The organism is Mycetohabitans sp. B8, assembly GCF_021991875.1.
Classification (GTDB): domain Bacteria; phylum Pseudomonadota; class Gammaproteobacteria; order Burkholderiales; family Burkholderiaceae; genus Mycetohabitans.
In genome coordinates, this window is the sequence record NZ_JAHLKR010000016.1 from 178,554 (window position 1) to 200,283 (window position 21,730).

Here is a 21,730-nt window from a genome sequence, read left to right on the forward strand (position 1 = left end):
GACATAGCCCGATGACGCTGCTTCGCAGTACTGCCGCTTCCGTGCGCCGCGTTGCGCGAGCGTGCCCGGTACCGCGAAACAGGAAACCGGTACGCGCGTTGCGCGCGGTCCGTGCTGCATGAGGTCAAACAACGTGCAATTGTCGGAACTGATTGAAAATACCGTTACCGGGCTCGGATACGAGCTCGTCGATTTGGAGCGCTCCGGCCGCGGCATGCTGCGCGTGTTTATCGACCAGCCGGCGGGCATCGCGATAGACGATTGTGAGAAGGTGACGCGCCAGCTTCAGCACGTGCTGACCGTCGAGAATATCGACTATGAACGTCTCGAGGTTTCGTCGCCGGGGCTAGACCGGCCGCTGAAGAAACGGGCGGATTTCGAACGTTTCGCCGGCAGCGAGGTGATGGTGACGCTGAAGCAGCCGCTGGACGGCCGAAAATCGTTCCGCGGCATCCTGCACGCGCCCAATGGCGACACGATAGGTTTGGAATTTGAAGGAAAAGACGGCCCGGCGAGGCTCGATTTCACGCTCGCCGACATAGACCGTGCCCGTCTTGTTCCGCAAATCGATTTTAGGAGCCGCAAACAATGAGTCGCGAAGTGTTGATGCTGGTGGATGCGCTGGCGCGCGAGAAAAACGTCAACAAGGATGTGGTATTCGCCGCGCTCGAGGCCGCGCTCGCTTCCGCCACAAAGAAGCTCTTCGACGAGGATGTTGACATACGCGTGTCGATCAACCGCGAGTCTGGCGAGCATGAGACTTTCCGCCGCTGGCGCATCGTGCCGGACGAGGCGGGCTTGCAGCAGCCGGACCAGGAAATCCTGCTGTTCGAGGCACGTGAGCAAGATCCGCACGCGCAATTGGACGGTTATATCGAAGAGCCGATCCCGTCGATCGAGTTCGGTCGCATCGGCGCGCAAGCGGCCAAGCAAGTGATTTTGCAGAAGGTGCGCGATGCGGAGCGGGAGCAAATTCTGAATGATTTCCTTGAGCGCGGCGAGAAGATCATGACCGGCTCGGTCAAGCGGCTCGACAAGGGCAACCTGGTCGTCGAATCGGGGCGGGTCGAGGCGTTGCTACGCCGTGATCAACTGATCCCGAGAGAGAATCTGCGCATCGGCGATCGCGTGCGTGCGTATATTGCCAGGGTCGACCGCACGGCGCGGGGGCCGCAGATCGAATTGTCGCGCACCGCGCCCGAATTCCTGATGAAGCTGTTCGAACTCGAGGTGCCGGAGATCGAACAGGGCTTGCTTGAAATCAAGTCGGCGGCGCGCGACCCCGGCGTGCGGGCGAAGATCGCGGTGGTCGCCTACGACAAGCGCATCGACCCGATCGGCACGTGCGTCGGCATTCGCGGTTCGCGCGTGCAGGCAGTGCGCAACGAGTTGGGTGGCGAGAACGTCGATATCGTGCTATGGTCGGAAGATCCTGCCCAATTTGTGATCGGCGCCCTTGCGCCGGCTGCCGTGCAATCGATCGTCGTTGACGAGGAGAAGCATGCGATGGATGTCGTCGTCGACGAAAACGAACTGGCTGTCGCGATCGGCCGAAGCGGCCAGAACGTGCGGCTCGCCAGCGAGCTGACCGGCTGGCAGATTAATATCATGACGCCGGACGAGTCCGCCGAGAAACAGTCGCAAGAGCGCACGGTACTGCGCGACCTGTTCATGGCGCGGCTGGACGTCGATGAGGAGGTCGCCGACATCCTGATCGACGAAGGCTTCGCGAGCCTCGAGGAGATCGCGTACGTGCCGCTCAACGAGATGCTCGAGATCGAGGCGTTCGACGAAGACACGGTGCACGAGTTGCGCAATCGCGCGCGCGATGCGCTGCTGACGATGGCGATCGCGAATGAGGAAAAGGTCGAAAACGCGTCGCTCGACCTGAAGAGCCTTGATGGGATGGATCGGGAGCTGCTCGCTAAGCTCGCCGAGCACGAGATACACACGCGTGACGATCTGGCCGAGTTGGCCGTCGACGAGTTGGTCGAGATGACCGGCATCGACGAGGAGGCCGCGAAGGCGCTGATCATGAAGGCGCGCGAGCACTGGTTCCAGTGACGGGCGCGAAGCGAGATTATGATGGCGCATTGAAATGACGCGGCCCGATAGGCCGCACCGGGATGTCAACTGCAAGGACCGCTGTCCTTGCCTCAAGAGGGATGAATGGCGAGCAACAACGTAGCCCAATTTGCCGCGGAACTGAAGATGCCTGCAGGCCTTCTGCTCGAACAGCTTCAAGCTGCGGGTGTGCAGAAAGCTAGCGCGGACGACGTGCTGTCCGAAGCGGACAAGGCGCGTTTGCTGGATCACTTGCGCAAGTCGCACGGCAGCGCTGACGGCGACAAGCGCAAGATCACGCTGACGCGCCGGCAGACGTCAGAAATTAAGCAGGCCGACGCAACCGGCAAGGCTCGCACGATCCAGGTCGAAGTCCGCAAGAAGCGGGTGTTCGTCAAGCGCGACGAGCCAGGTACCGAAGCGCCGAACGGCGAGGATCAGGACAGTGCGACTGCCGAACTCGCGCGTCGCGAGGAGCAAGCGCGCGTCGAAGCCGAGGCGCTGGCTCAGCAGGCGCGCGAATTGCGCGAGCGGCAGGAGCGCCTTGAGCGCGAGGAAGCGCAGCGGCGTGCCCGCGACGAGGCGGCGCAGGCGGAACGGCGTCGCGCCGAGGAGGAAGCGGCGCGGCGCGCGGCGCAGGTGGCCCAGGAGCAGGCGCGCGCGGCTGCCCAGCAGGTGGCCGAGCAGCAGCGCCATCACGAGCAGCAGCGCAATCACGATGTGCGACAATCGGCCGGCCCATCGGTTGCCGACGACGCTCGTGCGGCAGCCGAGCGCGCTGCCGAGCGGGAGGCGGCGAAGAAGGCTGCCGACGATGCCCGCGCCGCTGCCGACAAGGCACGCCTGGAGCAGGAGGCTATTCGCAAGCGTCGGGAAGCGGCGGAAGCCGAGGCGCGGGCGATCCGCGAGATGATGGCAACGCCGCGCAAGGCAATGGTCAAGGTGCCTGAGCCGCCGAAGCCGGTCGAACCCGCTAAGCCCGCTGAGGCGAAGGGCACGTTGCACAAGCCGGCCAGGCCGGCGGGCGCGGCAGCGCCGGCCCGGCCGGCCGCCGGCGCGAAGAAACCGGTGTCGGCACCGACAGCTGCGCCCTCCGGCGACAAGAAGAAAGCCCCAGGCAAGAGCGGTTGGCAGGACGATGCAGCGAAGCGGCGTGGCATCAAGACGCGCGGCGATTCGAGCGGTGGCGTGGACCGTGGCTGGCGGGGTGGTCCGCGCGGCCGTGGCAAGCATCAAGATGCGCATACGAATTTCCAAGTGCCGACCGAGCCGATTGTGCGCGAAGTGCACGTGCCGGAGACCATCACCGTAGCCGATCTCGCGCATAAGATGGCCGTCAAGGCCTCCGAGGTCATCAAGGTGATGATGAAGCTCGGCCAGATGGTGACCATTAACCAGGTGCTGGACCAGGAAACCGCGATGATCGTCGTCGAGGAACTGGGTCATCATGCGGTTGCCGCGAAGCTCGACGATCCGGAAGCGTTGCTGATCGAAGGCGAAGCGGCCGATGTCGAGGCGCTGCCGCGCCCACCGGTCGTCACAGTGATGGGCCACGTTGACCACGGCAAGACGTCGCTGCTCGACTATATCCGTACCGCGAAGGTCGCTGCGGGCGAGGCGGGGGGGATCACACAGCACATCGGTGCATACCATGTCGAGACGCCGCGTGGTGTGATCACGTTCCTCGATACGCCGGGCCACGAGGCGTTTACCGCGATGCGTGCGCGGGGCGCGAAGTCGACCGACATCGTGATCCTGGTGGTCGCGGCCGACGATGGCGTGATGCCACAGACGAAGGAGGCGATTGCGCATGCGAAGGCGGGTGGCGTGCCAATCGTCGTGGCGATTAACAAGATTGACAAGCCCGACGCGAATCCGGATCGGGTCAAACAGGAATTGGTCGCGGAAGGCGTGGTGCCGGAAGAGTACGGCGGTGATTCGCCGTTCCTCGAGGTGTCCGCCAAGACTGGACAGGGCATTGACGACCTGCTCGAGAATGTATTGTTGCAGGCCGAGGTGCTCGAATTGAAAGCGCCCATTGAGGCGCCTGCCAAGGGTATTGTGATCGAGGCCAAGCTGGACAAGGGCAAGGGCCCGGTCGCGACGATCCTGGTGCAGTCCGGCACGCTGTCGCGTGGCGACGTCGTACTGGCGGGCTCCGCGTATGGCCGCGTGCGGGCGATGACCGATGAGTTTGGCAAGGCGGCGAAGTCGGCCGGACCATCGATTCCGGTCGAGATCCAAGGGCTGTCTGAGGTGCCGAACGCCGGTGAGGAAGTGATCGTGCTGCCGGATGAGCGTAAGGCGCGTGAAATCGCGCTGTTCCGGCAAGGCAAGTTCCGCGACGTGAAGCTTGCGAAACAGCAGGCCGCGAAGCTCGAAAGCATGCTGGAGCAGATGGGTGCCGGCGAAGTGCAGAACCTGCCGCTGATCGTGAAGGCCGATGTGCAGGGCTCGCAGGAAGCGTTGGTGCATGCGCTGCAGAAGCTGTCGACTGACGAGGTGCGCGTGCAGATTGTGCACAGCGCGGTGGGCAGCATCAGCGAAACGGACGTCAACCTGGCGACCGCGTCCAAGGCCGTCATCATTGGCTTTAACACGCGTGCCGACGCCCAGGCGCGCAGGCTGGCCGAGGCGAACGGCGTTGATCTCCGGTACTACAACATCATCTATGATGCGGTAGACGAGGTGAAGGCTGCGATGTCCGGCATGCTGGCGCCGGAAAAACGCGAGGCGGTGATCGGCACGGTTGAGGTGCGGCAGGTGTTCAAGGTGCCGAAGGTCGGTGCGGTGGCCGGCTGTATGGTGACTGACGGCGTCGTCAAGCGTGCGGCGTCGGTCCGGGTGCTGCGCGACAATGTGGTGATCCATACCGGCGAGTTGGATTCGCTCAAGCGCTTCAAGGACGACGTGAAGGAAGTGAAGCAGGGCTTCGAGTGCGGCTTGTCGCTGAAGAACTTTAACGACATCCAGGAAGGTGACCAATTCGAGGTGTTCGAAGTGACCGAGGTGGCGCGCACGCTGTAATTTAATGCGCCGGCGCTAGGGGCGGGGCCGTCAGGGCTCCGCCTTTTTTGTTGGCAGGAGTGGACTATGCCGAAAAAACGCAGCAGTGGCGATCGCAATGTGCGGATCGCTGATCAGATCCAGCGCGATTTGTCGGAATTGATCGCGCGCGAAGTCAAGGATCCGCGGATTGGCTTGGTGACGATCCAGGCGGTCGAGCTGACCCCGGATTACGCGCATGCAAAGATATTCTTCACGACACTGACCGGAGATCCCCGGCAGACGCAAGAAGCGCTTAACCACGCAGCCGGCCACTTGCATAACTTATTGTTCAAGCGCCTGCACATCCATACGGTGCCGACGTTGCACTTTGTGTTCGATGAGTCGATCGAGAAGGCCGTACAAATGTCGCGGTTGATCGACGAGGCGAACGCGACGCGTGCCAAGGACGACTGATTCCGGAGCGCGATATCGATATGACGCAACGACGCGATCCGGCGCGGCCGCGCCTTGTCCGGCGCCCCGTGGACGGTGTGTTACTGCTGGACAAGCCCGTGGGGCTGTCCAGCAATGATGCGTTGATGCGCGCCAAGCGCCTGCTCAACGCGAAAAAGGCCGGGCACACTGGAACGCTGGACCCCCTTGCGTCCGGTCTGTTGCCGCTGTGTTTCGGCGAGGCGACCAAATTTTCGCAGGATCTGCTCGATGCGGACAAGACCTATGACGCGACGCTGAAGCTGGGCGTGCGCACGACGACCGGTGACGCGGAGGGTGACGTGCTGCAAACGCGGCCTGTTACGTGCGACCGGGCGGCGCTCGACGCGGCGCTCATCGCGTTCCGTGGTCCAATCATGCAGGTGCCACCAATGTACTCAGCGCTCAAGCGCGACGGCAAACCGCTCTATGCATACGCGCGGGCAGGCCATACGCTCGAGCGTGAAGCGCGTGCGGTGACGATCCATGCGTTGGAATGCATCACGTGCGCGTTGGACAGTGCGGCATCCGTGACGATCCGCGTCACGTGCAGCAAGGGCACCTATATTCGCGTGCTGGCCGAGGACATTGGCGAAGCGCTGGGTTGCGGCGCGCATTTGACGATGCTGCGCCGCACCGGTGTTGGAGCATTGACGCTAAACGACGCTGTAACGTTGGACGAACTGTCCGATGCGCACGAGCCGCGACGTTTGGCCTATCTGCAACCGATCGACACGTTATTATCAACGTTTGCGCCAGTCGAGTTGGATGCCGAGATGGCCCGGCGCTTCACGCACGGCCAGCGGTTGCGGTTGGTGCGTGAGCCGAATGTGGGTGACGACGTTAGAGTCAGAGTCTATGACGCTGACGGGCGCCGGCTGCTTGGGCTTGGCCGGTGGCAGTGCGGTGTGCTATGTCCAGAACGCCTGATTGCTCCCCGCAGTTAGTGCCGGTTTGTTGTGCTATTTCGTTGAATTGACTTTCGAGCCACGCCATAGTCCTTTGCCGCTGTTCGGCGGGCAGCATGTCCGATATCGATTTGAGCCGCGAAAGCGCGTCATTGAACTGCTCGGTTGTCATTTTGCCCGAGCGCCACAACGTGTGGCTTAGCGCTAGCACCCGGTCCCATCGATTCTGCTGCTCTGCCGCCGACGGCGGCGTGGTGGCATCGGATCGTGCTGCGTTGGCATCGGTAACGTGGTGCACCGCCGCGGTGGCCGTGATCAGCGGCTCGACCGCGTCCGCGTCGCCATACTGAGTTGCAATTGATATCAAGGTATCCAAACGGTCTTGCTGTTCGGTGTTTTCCAGCCATTGTAGGCATGACACGAGATCCGCGATCGGAGTGGGCGGGACAGCGATCGCGGCATGCATCAATGCGTCGAAACTGGCTGCGCGCTCGTCATCGGGCAAACGCTCTAACAGCGATACCATGACCTCAATGGCGTCCACTTTGTCCGGTCCATGCAACTTGCCGATCGCGTCGAGCCCTATATTGAATGCCGCTCGCTGCGCAGAGTGCTCCGACACGATTGCATCGCGGGGGCTGTCAAAACTGTGACACACGTGATTAAAGATCCTGGGCAGCACGTCGATCAATGCGCGGTACGGGGCGGCATTTGCATGTGCCGGTTGTTTCGCGAGCTCGGACAGCGTCCACTGGATTGCATCCAGGTGCCCGTCTTGCATCCACTCGATTTGTTCGATCACGTAGGCTTGAAGCTTCGCCTTACCCATGGGCAACTGGCGAGCGGCGTCAAAGATGTCTTTAAACTCCTGCAGCGGTGCTTGCTGGTCATCGCTGCCCAGGTCCATCGCACGCGCGTGAACCTGCGCTGCTGGTATTTGCCACTGCGCAGCATGCCAGGTTTGGCGTGACGCGGTCGCGAACGACCACAAGTGGCGATAAGCGGTGGTTTGATTCATGTTCGTCGTGGGTTCAGCGACTCGACAGGCGATGATCTCCAGCACTTCTAGTGGCAGCTTCGTCAGCGTCCGCGTGCGCACTGGCTGTCTGATCGCGCGATTGCGCGTCGGCGGGACCTCCGAGGCTGCACTGCGCGGCAGTGACGCCGATACGTCCAATCGATAGTCGCATGACTTTGCCGGCATCTGAGGGGTTTCAACCCATGCAGTCTCAGTGTCCGGGGCCTCAGAGGCGCCACATGCGCCTGTCATGCAAGGTAAGTAAGTGAGCAAATTGATTGACATCGCGTATTTTCGTTTCAAGCCGTTGAACCCAGGGGCTGGTGGGCACGCGCTGCGTTGATCATGCCGCCCAATGCGAGGGGCTGTATCGCATTGGCCAATGTTCCCCAATCGTGGCGGGTTGCCATGTGCTGCACAGCATAGTCATTACGCCAGCGCCGGCGCTGGTAAGGTAGACGTAATCGACAGGGAAACGAAATTTACCCGTGCTCGACGCAGCCTACGTTGTGCTGGTGTCGTGCGAAGGGGGGGCAGCGGATATCGCGGCCTGATGGATCAGTGCGCTACCGATCGTTCCTGCTCCGTGATGTTATGCGGATCGAAATGCAATGCGTGCCAGATGAGACTGGGCTGGGTCCTCACACCGCTTGCGCCATTCGTCTATCCAAGGTTGCGCAAAGGGCGAAAAGTTGGCGGAGCTGTCTCGGAGTCGAAAGGGGGCTTCAAGCGCCGCCAGCGCGTCGCGACTATTGTGGGGTGTGGCGCAATTGAGCATACGGGTCAGCATGTCGAAAATTTCGCGCTTTTTGTCATCTGGAGAACGGTGTATCTGTGTAATGAGGCAGGAAAGGAGTTCGACTCGCGACTGCAATTGCGATCGGCTCAGTACCTGACTGTGTGTCGGAAACTCGCTGACTTTACGAAGTAGCCATTCGTACATTGGCTGTTGCTCTGCCTGAGGAATGGCACTGAGCCGACTCGCAACGGCGGCTAATACTGTGTTTGCGTTTCGGTCTCTAGACGGCTCCAGCGATTGGTCTGTAAGGCTGCGAACCGCTGCGCACGCCGCGCCAGCATGTTCGTCTGGAAGATGGACTGCGGCATCCAGCAAAGGCTCGATCATGCCTGTGACGCGGTGTTGCGTTGCTACTTGCAGCAGCGTATGCCAGCGTGCAGGCCTGTCGTTATTGGAAAGAAGAGGAAGGTGAGCCACGAGCGTTGGCGCTGATGCACCGCCATGCTGCTGTACAACGGACAGCAAGCCATCGAATTTCGCAGCACGCTCTTCTGCTGGAAGTTGTGAAAGTAGTGGCGCAAGTGTTTCCACTAGCTTCGGACTGATGGCGCGTGCTGTGCTCACCAGTGCATCAAAACGGGACGCCAAATCTTGCGCAGGCAGCGTGGGCAGCATGGCCGCTAACATAGCCTCAGTCGCTCTCTTCGTGGCGATTTTCTCGGCGACACTATTCGAGTGCGGCGGAAGCTGTGGCGCGGCGTCGACCAGTTGGAGCAGCAATGTGTGCAGGTCGGCACGAGTGTTCCCGTCGGACCGCCAGTCGTCGATGATGCTCCGTCTCGCCTTAATGACGCGCGGTATTTCGTTAAACAGCGCAATATACTGTGCGTGGCACTCGTGGCGATCGGAGCGCTTGAGTTCGGCGGCGACGTATTGTGCCGCACGATACGCGTCGTATGTCGGCAGGCAGTGCATCTGAGCGATGACATAGGCTTCCACCGAAGGGCGTCGTGGTTGCAATGCCATCGCGCTCGCAAAGAGTTCCATGAACTTGTCAGCTCGCTCCGGTTCGTTGAGCCGCTTTAGGTCACTGGCCTGCTGCGCGAGTTTTGCGCCCTCAAATTCAGGCCTGAGCCATTCGGATGAACCGGGTATCACCAACGAAAACTGTTGCAGATTATTGACGTAGGATCTGCATGGATCCGTCCAATTCGGTTCAGTGATCATCTTCGCGACGATCATATGAATTTCGTTAGGCAATCTCAGCAAGTGCGGCAGCGCAGTTGTAACGTCCGTTTTAGGTGGACTCGTGCGAGAAGCGCGCGACGCGTTGCTTTTGTGCCATGGCGCTCGCCCGAGCGCCTTGAACTTTGTCAATGTGTTGGCTCGATCCGATGTGGAACCGGCCGAGCGTGATGGGCGTTGCGGTTCGCGATCCATGGCGTCGGGTTTGACGCAAGCCACCAAGTAACGAGAACAGTTTTTAAACCATGCGTTTGGCACGTTGCCCCCCGTAGATCGATTTTGGACGCAGATGTTAAATCGTCACCATTAATTTGTAGTTCAAATTATCGAATTGGGCATTTGAATTACGAACGGCTCCTATACGGCTAGTAGGTGACCGACACGAATATGAGGGAAACCGACACTTGCCGCGGGCTGCGCCTAACAAGCGTGTTTGCCGGAACCGCGACTCGGCATGATCAGCGGATGAAGTGGCCGATGTGCTGGAACGGGGACGCGGCGGGCGGTCTGCAGGCAGGCCGCTCGCCGCGCCGAACCTGGCGTTCAATGTGCGGCTGATGCTGCGGCCCCTGCATCGCTGCCGCTGCCGCGTTCAGGCTTGGTGATCCAGATTAACGCAATCAGCGCGATGAAAATCGCAGCGGAGAGGTAGAACAGGTCGTTGACTCCCAATTGCGCGGCCTGTTGTGTCATTAGATTGTTGACCATCCCATATGACTGCGCTTCACTCATGCCGAGTGCGTGCATCTGGGCGACCGATTGCCCAAATACCGGGTTGAATTGACCGATTTGCTCGGCTAATTGCGCATGATGCAGGATCGTGCGATGGTCCCATGCGGTCTGGAAGATGGACGTGCCAATGCCGCCGCACATAATCCGCACGAAGTTTGATAGCCCCGAGGCCGCAGCGATCCGATGCGGCGGCAAGCCGGACAGCGTGATCGACACCAGCGGGATGAAGAACCCGGCCATGCCGATACCCTGGATAAACGTGGGCACCATCAGCGCAAACGTATCGACGCCAGTCGTGTACCGTGAACGCAGGTAGAAACACAATGCGAACACGGTGAACGCTGCGGTTGCGATGTAGCGCGGATCGGTCTTCGGCATGTATTTGCCGGTTAGCGGCGACAACAGAATGGCGAAGATGCCGACCGGCGCCATGACCAGTCCCGCCTGCGTGGCGGTATAGCCGATGTGCGTCTGCAGCCACAAGGGCAGCAGCACTAGATTACCGAAGTACAATCCGTAGCCGATTGACAGCGCCACCGTGCCGCCGGTGAAATTGCGCCGCTGAAACAACGACAGATCGACGACCGGATGCTTGTCGGTCAGCTCCCATACGACAAAGAACGCGAAGGTGATGATCGCGATCAGTGCCAGCACGATGATCGTTGCCGAGTTGAACCAATCGAGGTCCTTGCCCTTGTCGAGCATAATCTGTAGCGAGCCAACCCATAGCACGAGTAGCATCAGTCCAACGCCGTCGATCGGCGCGCGTTTGATCTCGGAGTCGCGCTTGCGGAAGATCACCCACGTCGCGATCGCAGCGACGATCCCGACCGGGATGTTCACGTAGAAGATCCACGGCCACGAATAGTTATCGGAGATCCACCCGCCCAGGATCGGGCCGAGCACGGGCGCGACGAGCGTGGTCATGCCCCATAGCGCGAGCGCCATCGCGGACTTGGAACGCGGGTAGCTCGCCAGCAGCAGCGTTTGCGACAGCGGGATCATGGGGCCGGCCACCGCGCCCTGGAGCACGCGCGACGCCAGTAGGAACGGCAGCGATGGTGCCAGCCCGCACAACCACGACGAAATCACGAATAGCACGATCGACGTGAGAAACAGCCGGACCTGGCCGATCCGCTCGGTCAGCCAACCGGTCAGCGGCACGGAGATCGCGTTGGCGACGGCAAATGAGGTGATGACCCACGTGCCCTGATCCGACGACACGCCAAGGTCACCCGAGATAGTCGGGATCGCGACATTGGCGATCGATGTGTCCAATACGTTCATGAACACGGCGAGCGAGACCGCGATGGTCCCGACCACCAGTTGCATGCCCGACAGCGGCGGGTGAGACGCTTGTGCGTGGCTCATGGCGTGGCCCTATCGTGCGGCGTGCTGGGCTGTGGCCGGGGCCGGCTTGGCCGTGTCCGCCGCGGCGGTGGTGGTGCCGCCGCTGCCGTCGTTCTGGCTGATGATGCGTTTGATTTCAGCGTCGGCCTGCTTGCCGTACTCGTCGAACACGTCGGTCTGGTACACCGTGGTCGGCGCGTTGCCGAGCTCGCCGCCTTGTTCGTCTTTGATCGACACGTTGGCGGTCATTGACAGGCCGATGCGCAGCGGGTGCTGGCTCAACTCCTCGGGATCGAGCTGCACGCGCACCGGTAAGCGCTGGACGACCTTGATCCAGTTGCCCGTGGCGTTTTGCGCGGGCAACAGCGAAAAGGCCGATCCGGTGCCGGCCGAAAAGCCCTGGATCTTGCCGTGGTACACGACCGATGAGCCGTAGACGTCGGAGACGACCTCGACTGGTTGGCCAATGCGCATGTGCTTGAGCTGAACTTCCTTGAAGTTCGCGTCGACCCAGACCTCGTTCAGCGGCACGATCGCCATCAGCGGCGTGCCGGGCGAGACGCGCTGGCCCACCTGTACGCTGCGCTTGGCGACATAACCGGTCACCGGCGCAGGCAGTGTGTTGCGCGCGTAGTTCAGGTAGGCGTCCCTGACCTTGGCCGCGGCCGCCAGTACGTTCGGATGCTGTGCGATCGCGACGTTGGCAGTCAACGCGCGGTTGGACGCCAGTTGTTGCCGCGCGACGTCCAGGGCGGCCTGCGCGGCCTTGACTGCGTCACGCGCATGTGAGATTTCCTCCTGCGATACCGCGCCGGTTTGGGCGACCGTCAGACGGCGGCGCAGGTCGTCCTGCGCGCGCGACAGGTCGGATTGGCGCTGCGCGACTGCAGCCTGGTATTGGTTATTGTTCACGTACAGCGTACGGACCTGGCGCACGGTCTGCGCCAGGTCCGCTTCGGCCTGCTGTAGCGCGACGCGTGAATCTGCCGGATCAAGCAGTACCAGCGGCTGGCCCTTGTGCACGACCTGGGTGTCGTCCGCCTTCACCGCGATGACGGTGCCGGTGACCTGCGGCGTGATCTGCACGACATTGCCGTTGACGTATGCGTCGTCGGTTTCTTCGTGAAATCGCGCGATCAGTAGGTAGTACGCGCCATAGGCGATCGCGGCAAGTACGATCACGATCGTTACCAGCGCCATCAGGCGCCGGCGTTTACCGTTGCTTGCGTTTGCGTCGGGCGTGGCGCCTTGTTGTTGGGGGCTGCTCATCAATCGCTCCGTGTCTTCAAGTCTGATTCATTGCATGGCCGGGCGGCCGGACGTGCGGGTTGGCTCATCATTGGGCCGGTTCGGCTGCGCCGAGCACGGTGCCGTTGGCGTCGAAACCGCCGCCTAGCGCCTTGATCAGGGCCAGTTGCAGGTCGCGTCGACGCATTGTCAAATTGACTAGGGTCTGCTGCTGCGCTAACTGCAGGCTGTCGGCGGAGAGCACCTGCAACTGTGGCACCAGACCGGCCTTGTAGCGGATCACCGCTAACTCGTATGCGCGTTTGCTCGCGTCGTACGCGGCTTGCGTGTCGACGAGTTGCTGGTCGACTGAGCGGATCGCGGCTACCTGGGTGGCGACATCGTTCAGTGCACCGATCAGCGTCTGGTTGTAGTTCGCCACCGCGCTGTCGTAGTCGGCAAGCTTGCCTTTCAGGTTCGCGCGCAGCGTGCCGCCGTCGAAGATGGGCAAGTGGAGCGCCGGTCCGGCCTGGATCTGGCGGCTGCCCGACTGCAGGAACCGGCCCCAGCCGAAAGCATCGAAACCGAACCCGGCGCTCAGGTTAATGTCCGGGAAAAACTCGGCCTTGGCCACTTTAATGTCGTGCGTGGCGGCCTCCACCTGCCAACGTGCGGCGACGATGTCGGGGCGGCGCGACAGCAGGTCCGCCGGCAGGTTCGCCGGCAGCGCAACGCTGCCACCCCCGCCCAACCGCGGCGTCGCGATACGCAGCCCGCGGTCCGGACCTTTGCCGAGCAGTGCGCCAAGTTGGTATCGCGTCGTGGTGATCTGTCCGTCCAGGTCAGTCAGCGCGGTCTGACTTGTCGCAATGTTGCCCTCAGCGGTGCGGTGCTCAACCTCGGTATCCAAGCCTGCGGCCAGGCGCCCTCGCGTAATGGCGCCTACATCGGTGCGGTTCGAGATCTCGCGCTGCGCGACCTCACGCAGCGCGTACAGTTGCGCGAGCTGGTTGTAGGCGCGTGCCACCGACGTCGCCAGCGTCAGCCGCGCCTGCTGTGCGTCAGCCGCGGCGACTTTCTCCTGGGAGATCGCCGAGCGCAGCGCTTCCCGATTTTTGCCCCACAGGTCCAGTTCGTACGTTGCGCTTGCCAGCACAGTGTTCTCGCTGTACCACGCGCCGCCATAGGGTGGCGGGAAGAGCGCATTGCCCGAGTAAAGTTCGCGCGTCCAAGCGTATTTCGCGTCTGCCTTGGGCAGCGTGCTGGCGTTGGCGCCCTGCACATACGACGCGGCCTTGGCCAGCCGCGCCTGCGCCTGGGCAATGGTCGGACTGTCGGCTAGCGCCTCGTCGATCAGTTGCGGCAATTGTGGATCGCCAAACTGAGCAGCCCAATCCAGCGCGGGCCAGCTACCGCCTTCAGTGGGCAGGCTTTGCACGCTGTCGAAGCTGTCGGCCCGCGCTGGCTGCTTGTCACTGCGCAGCCCGACATAATTGGCGCAGCCGCTGAGCACCAGGGCGGCCGCCACCAGCGCGGCGGCGCACCGGGCCAGCCTCGCTGGCGGGGCGGAGGATGAAACGACTTTCATTAATCGGTCCTTCGGATAAGCCATATATTGGACATTGCAACCAATTTCTTACTACTAGCTAACAAAAAGTTAACTAAAAAGCTTGTCGATGCAATTGATTGTACGTTGCTGATTGCACGTTGCATGATCGGTTTCATCGGCGCGATCCGGCTGCCGACGACTCGGGCAGCGCAGTCGCCTGGCGTTTAGTTGGGCGTGTCGTCGCAGTTAATCAGGATGCGGCGCAGCATGCTTTTGAGAAAACCGACTTCGTCGGGGGTGAAGCCGGTCAGCAGCTTGTCCAGTACCCGGTTGTAGATCGCCGGCATCCGCGCGGCCAGCGCGGTCCCTTCGTCCGTCAGCCTGAGCCGCACGACACGACGGTCTTCCTCGCTGCGCACCCGGCACAGCAGGCCGCGTTTCTCGAGCCGGTCGATGAGCCGCGTCACCGCGCTCGCGTCGATGCCATATTCGCGTGCGAGTTCGGCCGCGGCAAGGCACCGGCCACTGCCGAGCATGAATAGGATGCTCGCCTGCGTGCTGGTGATGCCCAATTCGGCCATCGTTTGCTGCGACACCATGTTCCAGATGTTCGAGCGGACCCGCGCGAGCAGATAGCCGATGCTCTCGCCGAATGGGTAATTTGCGATTTCGGGCGGCAATCCGGCGTTTGGACTCGACATAACAAGTTGTATCTGCAATAGTTGACTCGACATGCATTATAGGTGCCACCGTGTCACGTCGCAACGGGGTTGTCCGCAAACTGCTTAAAATCGTAGGGTGGCAGGCAGTGAGCGCCGCGTGCGCATGTCGCAAACGCCGCGGCGTGATAGAATTCTAGGTTTCCAATTTGGCGCCCGTGCCTGCGTCGCCCGCTGCTGCGGTGCGCGTTCCGGGCTGCGTGCAGCCGCTTTGCCTTGCGTCGGCCCGCTTCGCCACGCACCGCGTTCGAACGACTCCTCTATGACACGCCCGCTCCGCAATATCGCCATCATCGCGCACGTCGACCATGGCAAGACCACGCTCGTGGATCAGCTACTCCGGCAGTCCGGCACGTTCCGTGAAAACCAGCAAGTCGCCGAGCGCGTGATGGACTCGAACGACATCGAGAAGGAGCGTGGCATCACGATCCTCGCAAAGAACTGCGCCGTCGAATACGAAGGCACGCACATCAACATCGTTGACACACCGGGGCATGCCGACTTCGGCGGCGAAGTCGAGCGCGTGCTGTCAATGGTCGATTCGGTGCTGCTGCTGGTCGACGCGGTCGAAGGGCCGATGCCGCAGACGCGCTTTGTCACGAAGAAGGCGTTGGCGCTTGGGCTCAAGCCGATCGTGGTCGTCAACAAGATCGACCGTCCGGGCGCGCGGCCAGACTGGGTAATCAACCAGACGTTCGACCTGTTCGACAAGCTCGGCGCAAACGACGAGCAGCTCGATTTCCCGGTGGTCTATGCATCGGCGCTGAACGGCTATGCCAGCCTGGACGCGCAGGTGCGCGAAGGCGACATGCGCCCGCTGTTCGAAGCGGTACTGCAATACGTGCCGGTGCGCGAGGCCGATCCACACGCGCCGCTGCAGTTGCAGATCACGTCGCTGGACTATTCGACCTATGTCGGCCGCATCGGCGTGGGCCGCATCACGCGCGGGCGCATCAAGGCCGGCCAGCCGGTCGTGATGCGTTTCGGCCCGCAGGGCGAGCCGTTGAACCGCAAGATTAATCAGGTGCAGGTCTTTAAGGGGCTGGAGCGCGTGCAGGTAGACAGCGCCGAGGCCGGCGACATCGTGCTGATTAACGGCATTGACGATGTCGGCATCGGCGCGACGATTTGCGCGCCGGACGCGCCGGACGCGCTGCCGATGATCACTGTCGATGAGCCGACGCTGACGATGAACTTCTGTGTGAACACGTCGCCGTTGGCGGGCAAGGAAGGCAAGTTCATCACCAGCCGCCAGGTCCGCGAGCGGCTGAACCGCGAGCTGAATCATAATGTCGCGTTGAGAGTCAAGGATACCGGCGACGAGACGGTGTTCGAGGTGTCCGGCCGCGGCGAGCTGCATTTGACTATCTTGATCGAGAACATGCGTCGTGAAGGCTACGAGCTCGCGGTGTCACGTCCGCGTGTGGTAGTGCGTGAGATCGATGGTGTTAGACATGAGCCGTACGAGTTGCTGACCGTGGATCTCGAGGATGGTCACCAGGGCGCGGTGATGGAGGAGCTGGGTCGCCGCAAGGGCGAGCTGCTTGACATGGCATCCGACGGCCGCGGGCGTACACGGCTGGAATACCGGATTCCGGCGCGTGGACTGATCGGCTTCCAGAGCGAGTTTCTCACGCTGACGCGTGGCACCGGCCTGATGAGCCACATCTTCGATGCGTACCAGCCGATGCGGGACGGCACGATCGGCGAGCGGCGTAACGGCGTGCTGATTTCGCAGGATGACGGCGCTGCGGTCGCGTACGCGCTGTGGAAGCTGCAGGATCGTGGTCGCATGTTCGTGTCGCCGGGCGACGCGCTGTACGAAGGGATGATCATCGGCATTCACAGCCGGGACAATGACCTGGTGGTCAATCCGATCCGCGGCAAGCAGCTGACGAACGTGCGTGCATCGGGGACCGACGAGGCGGTGCGTCTTGTTCCGCCGATCCAGTTGACGCTCGAGTATGCGGTCGAGTTCATCGACGACGACGAGCTTGTCGAGGTCACGCCGCAGTCGATCCGGCTGCGCAAGCGGCACCTGAAGGAGCACGAGCGCCGGCGCGCGAGCCGCGAGGCCGCGGCCGACTGACGTGCGACGCTGTAGCGATGCCGCCGGCCGGCGCAGCCCGTTGCGCCGCATCGGCGTCATGCCCGCATGAGCCGGTGCGGCGTTTTTGTCTCGGTGTAATGCAGGCGACTCGCCCTCGGTCCGCTCCGTTCAGGCCCGGCATCGGCCCGCTTGTAAACGAGGCAAATAGCCGCAATAGGCTAAACGTGATAAGCTTCGCCGATGCATGTTTTAGGTCCTTCCCAGCAGACTTGATTCGCGCAATCCGCTACACGGTCAGGCCGTCGCGCGGAAGGTTTCGTAACCCGCTATTTCTCGAGAAACTCGAAGAAAGGTGAGCGTCAAAATGATGAAGCAATTCCAGCTGAACTCGTATTTGTTCGGCGGCAATGCTCCGTACGTGGAAGAATTGTACGAAGCATATCTCGATAATCCGGCGTCCGTGCCCGAGAACTGGCGCAGCTACTTCGATGCATTGCAAAACGTACCTGCGTCGGACGGCTCGAATGTGAATGACGTGGCCCACGCGCCGATCGTCGAGTCCTTCGCCCAACGGGCCAAAGCGAACGCACTCATTCCACGTGGCGGCAACAACGACCTGTCCACTGCGCGAAAGCAAGTCTACGTTCAATCGCTGATCGGCGCCTATCGCTTCCTCGGCTCGCAATGGGCCAACATCGATCCTCTGAAGCGCCGCGAACGCCCGCATATTCCCGAACTCGAACCTGCGTTTTACGATTTTACCGAAGCCGACATGGACCAGACGTTCCATGCGACGAATCTGTACTTCGGCTTCGAGCAAGCATCGTTGCGCGACATTGTGAAGGCGCTGCGCGACACGTACTGCGGCACGATCGGCGCGGAATTCATGTACATCAGCGACCCTGAGCAGAAGCGCTGGTGGAAGGAGCGGCTGGAGTCCACGCGCTCAACGCCGAATTTCTCCGCCGACAAGAAGAAGCACATTCTCAAGCGGTTGACCGCGGCCGAAGGCCTGGAGCGCTACCTGCACACGAAGTACGTCGGCCAAAAGCGGTTCTCGCTCGAAGGCGGCGAGAGCGTCATCGCGGCGATGGATGAAGTCGTGCACCACGCAGGCAGCAAGGGCGTGCAGGAGATCGTAATCGGCATGGCCCACCGCGGGCGCTTGAACGTACTCGTCAACACGCTCGGCAAGATGCCGGCGGACCTGTTCGCCGAATTCGAAGGCAAGCACGTGGACGACCTGCCGGCTGGCGATGTGAAGTACCACAAGGGCTTTTCGTCCGATGTCTCGACGGCTGGCGGCCCGGTGCACCTATCGCTTGCGTTCAACCCGTCGCACCTGGAAATCGTCAACCCGGTGGTCGAAGGCTCCGCGAAGGCGCGCATGGACCGTCGTGGCGACCTGGACGGTCTGCAGGTGCTGCCGGTGCAGATCCATGGCGATGCGGCCTTTGCTGGCCAGGGTGTCGTGATGGAGACGCTGAATCTGGCGCAAACGCGCGGCTACGGCACGTACGGCACGCTGCACATCGTGATCAACAACCAAATCGGCTTCACCACGTCCGATCCGCGCGATGCGCGCTCGACGTTGTATTGCACCGACGTGGTGAAGATGATCGAGGCGCCGGTGTTGCATGTGAACGGTGATGACCCAGAGGCGGTCGTGTTCGCCACGCAACTGGCGATCGATTTCCGGATGCAGTTCCACAAGGATGTCGTGATCGACATCGTCTGTTTCCGTAAGCTCGGCCACAACGAGCAGGATACGCCGGCGGTCACGCAGCCGCTGATGTACAAGAAAATCGCGCAGCATCCCGGCACGCGCGCGCTGTATGCGGAGAAGCTGGTAACGCAGGGCGTGATCGGCGGCGACGAAGCCGATCAGTATGTGAAGACGTACCGCAAGGCGATGGACGAGGGGCATCACACGATCGACCCGGTGCTGTCGAACTACAAGAGCAAGTATGCGGTCGACTGGGTGCCGTTCCTGAACCGCAAGTGGACCGATGCGGCGGATACCGCGGTGCCGCTGGCCGAGCTTAAGCGCTTGGCCGAGCGGATCACCACGATCCCAGAGAACTTTAAGCTGCACCCGCTGGTTGAGCGCGTAGTCAACGACCGTCGCAAGATGGGAGCCGGTGAGCAGCCGCTCGACTGGGGCATGGGTGAACACCTCGCGTTTGCCTCGCTGGTTGCGTCCGGTTACGCGGTGCGCTTGACCGGACAGGACTCGGGCCGGGGCACGTTCACGCACCGCCACGCAGTGCTGCATGACCAAAATCGCGAGCGCTGGGACGATGGCACGTATATTCCGCTGCAGAATGTCGCGGACGGGCAGGCGAGCTTCACCGTCATCGATTCGGTGTTGTCCGAGGAAGCGGTGCTCGGCTTCGAGTATGGATATTCGACGGCCGAACCCAATACGCTGGTGGCATGGGAAGCGCAGTTCGGTGACTTCGCCAATGGCGCGCAAGTCGTCGTTGATCAGTTCATCTCGTCCGGCGAGGTCAAGTGGGGCCGCGTGTCCGGGCTGACGATGCTGCTGCCGCACGGCTACGAAGGGCAGGGTCCGGAACACTCGTCGGCGCGCATTGAGCGATACCTGCAATTGTGTGCGGAGCACAACATGCAGGTTGTGCAGCCGACGACGCCGGCACAAATGTTCCACCTGCTGCGCCGCCAGATGATCCGGCTGTTCCGCAAGCCGCTGATCGTGTTGACGCCGAAGTCATTGTTGCGCCACAAGGAAGCGGTGTCGGACCTGTCCGAGTTGGCGAGCGGTGCGTTCCATCCGGTGCTCAGCGAGACCGATGCGTCGATCGACCCGAAAAAGGTCAAGCGCGTGCTCGTTTGCTCGGGCCGTGTCTACTACGATTTGATCGCCCATCGCCGCGAGGCAAAGAACGCCGACGTCGCGATCTTGCGTATCGAGCAACTTTATCCGTTCGCGCACAAGCAGTTCGAAGCCGAGCTGAAGAAGTACGACAACGCGACCGAGGTTGTCTGGGTGCAGGATGAACCACAGAACCAAGGACCCTGGTTCTACATTGAGCACCACCTCGCCGAAGGGATGCGGGACGGCATGAAGCTCGCGTACAGCGGGCGTCCGGCGTCCGCGTCGCCGGCGGTCGGCTACTACGCGAAGCACTACGAGCAGCAGAAGGCGCTGGTCGAGAGTGCGTTCGGCCGGCTCAAAAGCGCGACGCTGATCAAGTAATCACGCAACGATGAAGCCGAAGGGGGCGAATGCTCGTCCCCTGGGGGGCCGTGCGCCGCGTCTTTAGCGCTGGGTCGCCCGATACGGCACGATACGTATTCAGGATAATGACGATGGCTATTGTTGAAGTTAAAGTTCCGCAGCTTTCGGAGTCGGTGTCCGAAGCGACGATGCTCCAGTGGAAGAAGCAACCGGGGGAAGCGGTTGCGCAAGATGAAATACTGATCGAGATCGAAACCGATAAGGTTGTGCTCGAAGTGCCGGCGCCGGCTGCGGGCGTGCTTGCTCAAGTGATCAAGCACGATGGCGACACGGTCGTTGCCGATGAGGTGATCGCCAAGATTGATACCGAAGCGAAGGCTGGCACCGCGGCGGGCGCGACGGCGACGGAAACAGCCGCTGCCGCTGCAGGCGCCGAAGTAAAGCCGGCGCCGCAAACCTCGCCGACTCCCGCGGCGCAACCAGCTGCGGCCGGCGGCGCCAGCGGCGCTATCGCGTCGCCGGCTGCCTCGAAGCTGCTCGCAGAGAAGAACCTGAGCGCCGGCCAGTTGACCGGCACCGGCCGCGACGGGCGGGTGACCAAGGGTGACGTGCTAGCAGCCAGCGCGTCGTCGGCCGCCAAGCCGGCCGCGCCGGCCAGCGTCGCCGCGAAGGCAGCGCCGTCGCGTGCCGCGTTGCCGCAGGTCGCTGCGCCGGGTGCGGACACCTGGCTGGCGGACCGCCCGGAACAGCGCGTGCCGATGTCACGGCTGCGCGCGCGGATCGCCGAGCGCCTGCTCGAGTCGCAACAGACCAATGCGATCCTGACCACGTTCAACGAAGTGAACATGGCGCCGGTTATGGCTCTGCGCAGCAAGTACAAGGATCGCTTCGAGAAGGAACACGGCGTGAAGCTTGGCTTTATGTCGTTCTTCGTGAAGGCGGCCGTGCATGCGCTGAAGAAGTTCCCGCTCGTGAACGCGTCGATCGATGGCAACGACATCGTCTACCACGGCTACTTCGACATCGGCATCGCGGTCGGCTCGCCGCGCGGTCTGGTTGTGCCGATCCTGCGCAACGCAGATCAGATGAGTGTTGCGGACATCGAGAAAAAGATTGCCGAGTTTGGTGCGAAAGCCCGGGACGGTAAGCTGTCGATCGAGGAAATGACCGGCGGTACGTTCTCGATCTCGAACGGCGGCGTGTTCGGCTCGATGCTGTCGACACCGATCATCAACCCGCCGCAATCGGCGATCCTCGGCGTGCATGCGACGAAGGAGCGGCCGGTCGTTGAGAACGGCCAGATCGTGATCCGTCCGATCAACTATCTTGCCCTGTCGTACGATCACCGGATCATCGACGGTCGCGAGGCGGTGCTGTCGCTCGTCGCGATGAAAGAAGCGCTGGAAGATCCGGCACGCTTGCTGCTCGACCTTTAAGCGAGGACTGT

Annotated in this window: 14 protein-coding genes; 8 read left to right on the plus strand and 6 right to left on the minus strand. The window is 62.0% G+C overall.

Features of this window, described 5'->3' with window-relative positions; genetic code table 11:
• The first annotated feature begins 133 nt into the window (after positions 1–133).
• From rimP to truB, 5 genes are all read left to right on the plus strand, one after another.
• Positions 134–592 carry a ribosome maturation factor RimP gene (gene rimP / locus KQH60_RS06865; RefSeq protein ID WP_237575759.1) on the plus strand — a complete coding sequence of 153 codons (459 nt, stop codon included), beginning with the start codon at positions 134–136 and terminating at the stop codon, positions 590–592.
• Complete coding sequence (nusA, locus tag KQH60_RS06870; RefSeq protein WP_237575760.1) at positions 589–2,064, plus strand: transcription termination factor NusA; 1,476 nt, start codon at positions 589–591, stop codon at positions 2,062–2,064. The genes rimP and nusA overlap by 4 nt, the downstream gene beginning before the upstream one ends.
• 105 nt (positions 2,065–2,169) lie before the next feature.
• Positions 2,170–5,091, plus strand: coding sequence for a translation initiation factor IF-2 (infB, locus tag KQH60_RS06875; protein WP_237575761.1), 2,922 nt, complete (start codon positions 2,170–2,172; stop codon positions 5,089–5,091).
• 66 nt (positions 5,092–5,157) lie between these two features.
• Entirely contained in the window at positions 5,158–5,526 is a 369-nt protein-coding gene (rbfA, locus tag KQH60_RS06880) for a 30S ribosome-binding factor RbfA (RefSeq protein WP_237575762.1), read from the plus strand.
• 20 nt (positions 5,527–5,546) lie between these two features.
• Complete coding sequence (gene truB / locus KQH60_RS06885) at positions 5,547–6,491, plus strand: tRNA pseudouridine(55) synthase TruB (RefSeq protein WP_237575763.1); 945 nt, start codon at positions 5,547–5,549, stop codon at positions 6,489–6,491.
• Here truB and KQH60_RS06890 read toward each other — a convergent pair.
• The 6 genes from KQH60_RS06890 to KQH60_RS06915 form a co-directional block, all read right to left on the minus strand.
• The gene (locus tag KQH60_RS06890) at positions 6,394–7,470 is read right to left on the minus strand and encodes a hypothetical protein (RefSeq protein WP_237575764.1); all 1,077 of its coding nucleotides are present in this window, start codon (positions 7,468–7,470) and stop codon (positions 6,394–6,396) included. The two genes, truB and KQH60_RS06890, sit on opposite strands and share 98 nt — an antisense overlap.
• A gap of 592 nt (positions 7,471–8,062) precedes the next feature.
• Complete coding sequence (locus KQH60_RS06895) at positions 8,063–9,451, minus strand: hypothetical protein (RefSeq protein WP_237575765.1); 1,389 nt, start codon at positions 9,449–9,451, stop codon at positions 8,063–8,065.
• Between the two features lie 546 nt (positions 9,452–9,997).
• Positions 9,998–11,557 carry a DHA2 family efflux MFS transporter permease subunit gene (locus KQH60_RS06900; RefSeq protein ID WP_237575766.1) on the minus strand — a complete coding sequence of 520 codons (1,560 nt, stop codon included), beginning with the start codon at positions 11,555–11,557 and terminating at the stop codon, positions 9,998–10,000.
• 9 nt (positions 11,558–11,566) lie between these two features.
• Positions 11,567–12,805, minus strand: a complete 1,239-nt coding sequence (locus tag KQH60_RS06905) for an efflux RND transporter periplasmic adaptor subunit (RefSeq protein WP_237575767.1) — start codon at positions 12,803–12,805, stop codon at positions 11,567–11,569.
• A gap of 67 nt (positions 12,806–12,872) precedes the next feature.
• Positions 12,873–14,351, minus strand: coding sequence for an efflux transporter outer membrane subunit (locus tag KQH60_RS06910; RefSeq protein WP_237575768.1), 1,479 nt, complete (start codon positions 14,349–14,351; stop codon positions 12,873–12,875).
• A 185-nt stretch (positions 14,352–14,536) separates the two neighbouring features.
• Positions 14,537–15,013 carry a MarR family winged helix-turn-helix transcriptional regulator gene (locus KQH60_RS06915; RefSeq protein ID WP_237575769.1) on the minus strand — a complete coding sequence of 159 codons (477 nt, stop codon included), beginning with the start codon at positions 15,011–15,013 and terminating at the stop codon, positions 14,537–14,539.
• Positions 15,014–15,293: 280 nt separating this feature from the next.
• Between KQH60_RS06915 and typA the strand changes: the two genes are divergently transcribed.
• The 3 genes from typA to odhB all read left to right on the plus strand — a co-directional run bounded on the left by typA (position 15,294) and on the right by odhB (position 21,719).
• Positions 15,294–17,120, plus strand: coding sequence for a translational GTPase TypA (gene typA / locus KQH60_RS06920; protein WP_237575770.1), 1,827 nt, complete (start codon positions 15,294–15,296; stop codon positions 17,118–17,120).
• Between the two features lie 325 nt (positions 17,121–17,445).
• Positions 17,446–20,301, plus strand: coding sequence for a 2-oxoglutarate dehydrogenase E1 component (locus KQH60_RS06925; protein WP_237575771.1), 2,856 nt, complete (start codon positions 17,446–17,448; stop codon positions 20,299–20,301).
• A 113-nt stretch (positions 20,302–20,414) separates the two neighbouring features.
• A complete protein-coding gene (gene odhB, locus KQH60_RS06930; protein ID WP_237575772.1) occupies positions 20,415–21,719 on the plus strand; it encodes a 2-oxoglutarate dehydrogenase complex dihydrolipoyllysine-residue succinyltransferase in 1,305 nt (434 codons plus the stop codon).
• The last annotated feature ends 11 nt before the right edge of the window (positions 21,720–21,730 follow it).

Excerpts from the sequence above, each read along its gene's own strand:
- odhB (WP_237575772.1), top strand. The coding sequence starts at position 20,415 with ATGGCTATTGTTGAAGTTAAAGTTCCGCAGCTTTCGGAGTCGGTGTCC.
- KQH60_RS06900 (WP_237575766.1), bottom strand. The coding sequence starts at position 11,557 with ATGAGCCACGCACAAGCGTCTCACCCGCCGCTGTCGGGCATGCAACTG.
- truB (WP_237575763.1), top strand. The coding sequence starts at position 5,547 with ATGACGCAACGACGCGATCCGGCGCGGCCGCGCCTTGTCCGGCGCCCC.
- KQH60_RS06895 (WP_237575765.1), bottom strand. The coding sequence starts at position 9,451 with ATGATCGTCGCGAAGATGATCACTGAACCGAATTGGACGGATCCATGC.
- KQH60_RS06905 (WP_237575767.1), bottom strand. The coding sequence starts at position 12,805 with ATGAGCAGCCCCCAACAACAAGGCGCCACGCCCGACGCAAACGCAAGC.
- typA (WP_237575770.1), top strand. The coding sequence starts at position 15,294 with ATGACACGCCCGCTCCGCAATATCGCCATCATCGCGCACGTCGACCAT.
- KQH60_RS06925 (WP_237575771.1), top strand. The coding sequence starts at position 17,446 with ATGATGAAGCAATTCCAGCTGAACTCGTATTTGTTCGGCGGCAATGCT.
- nusA (WP_237575760.1), top strand. The coding sequence starts at position 589 with ATGAGTCGCGAAGTGTTGATGCTGGTGGATGCGCTGGCGCGCGAGAAA.
- KQH60_RS06915 (WP_237575769.1), bottom strand. The coding sequence starts at position 15,013 with ATGTCGAGTCCAAACGCCGGATTGCCGCCCGAAATCGCAAATTACCCA.
- infB (WP_237575761.1), top strand. The coding sequence starts at position 2,170 with ATGGCGAGCAACAACGTAGCCCAATTTGCCGCGGAACTGAAGATGCCT.
- rbfA (WP_237575762.1), top strand. The coding sequence starts at position 5,158 with ATGCCGAAAAAACGCAGCAGTGGCGATCGCAATGTGCGGATCGCTGAT.
- KQH60_RS06890 (WP_237575764.1), bottom strand. The coding sequence starts at position 7,470 with ATGAATCAAACCACCGCTTATCGCCACTTGTGGTCGTTCGCGACCGCG.
- KQH60_RS06910 (WP_237575768.1), bottom strand. The coding sequence starts at position 14,351 with ATGAAAGTCGTTTCATCCTCCGCCCCGCCAGCGAGGCTGGCCCGGTGC.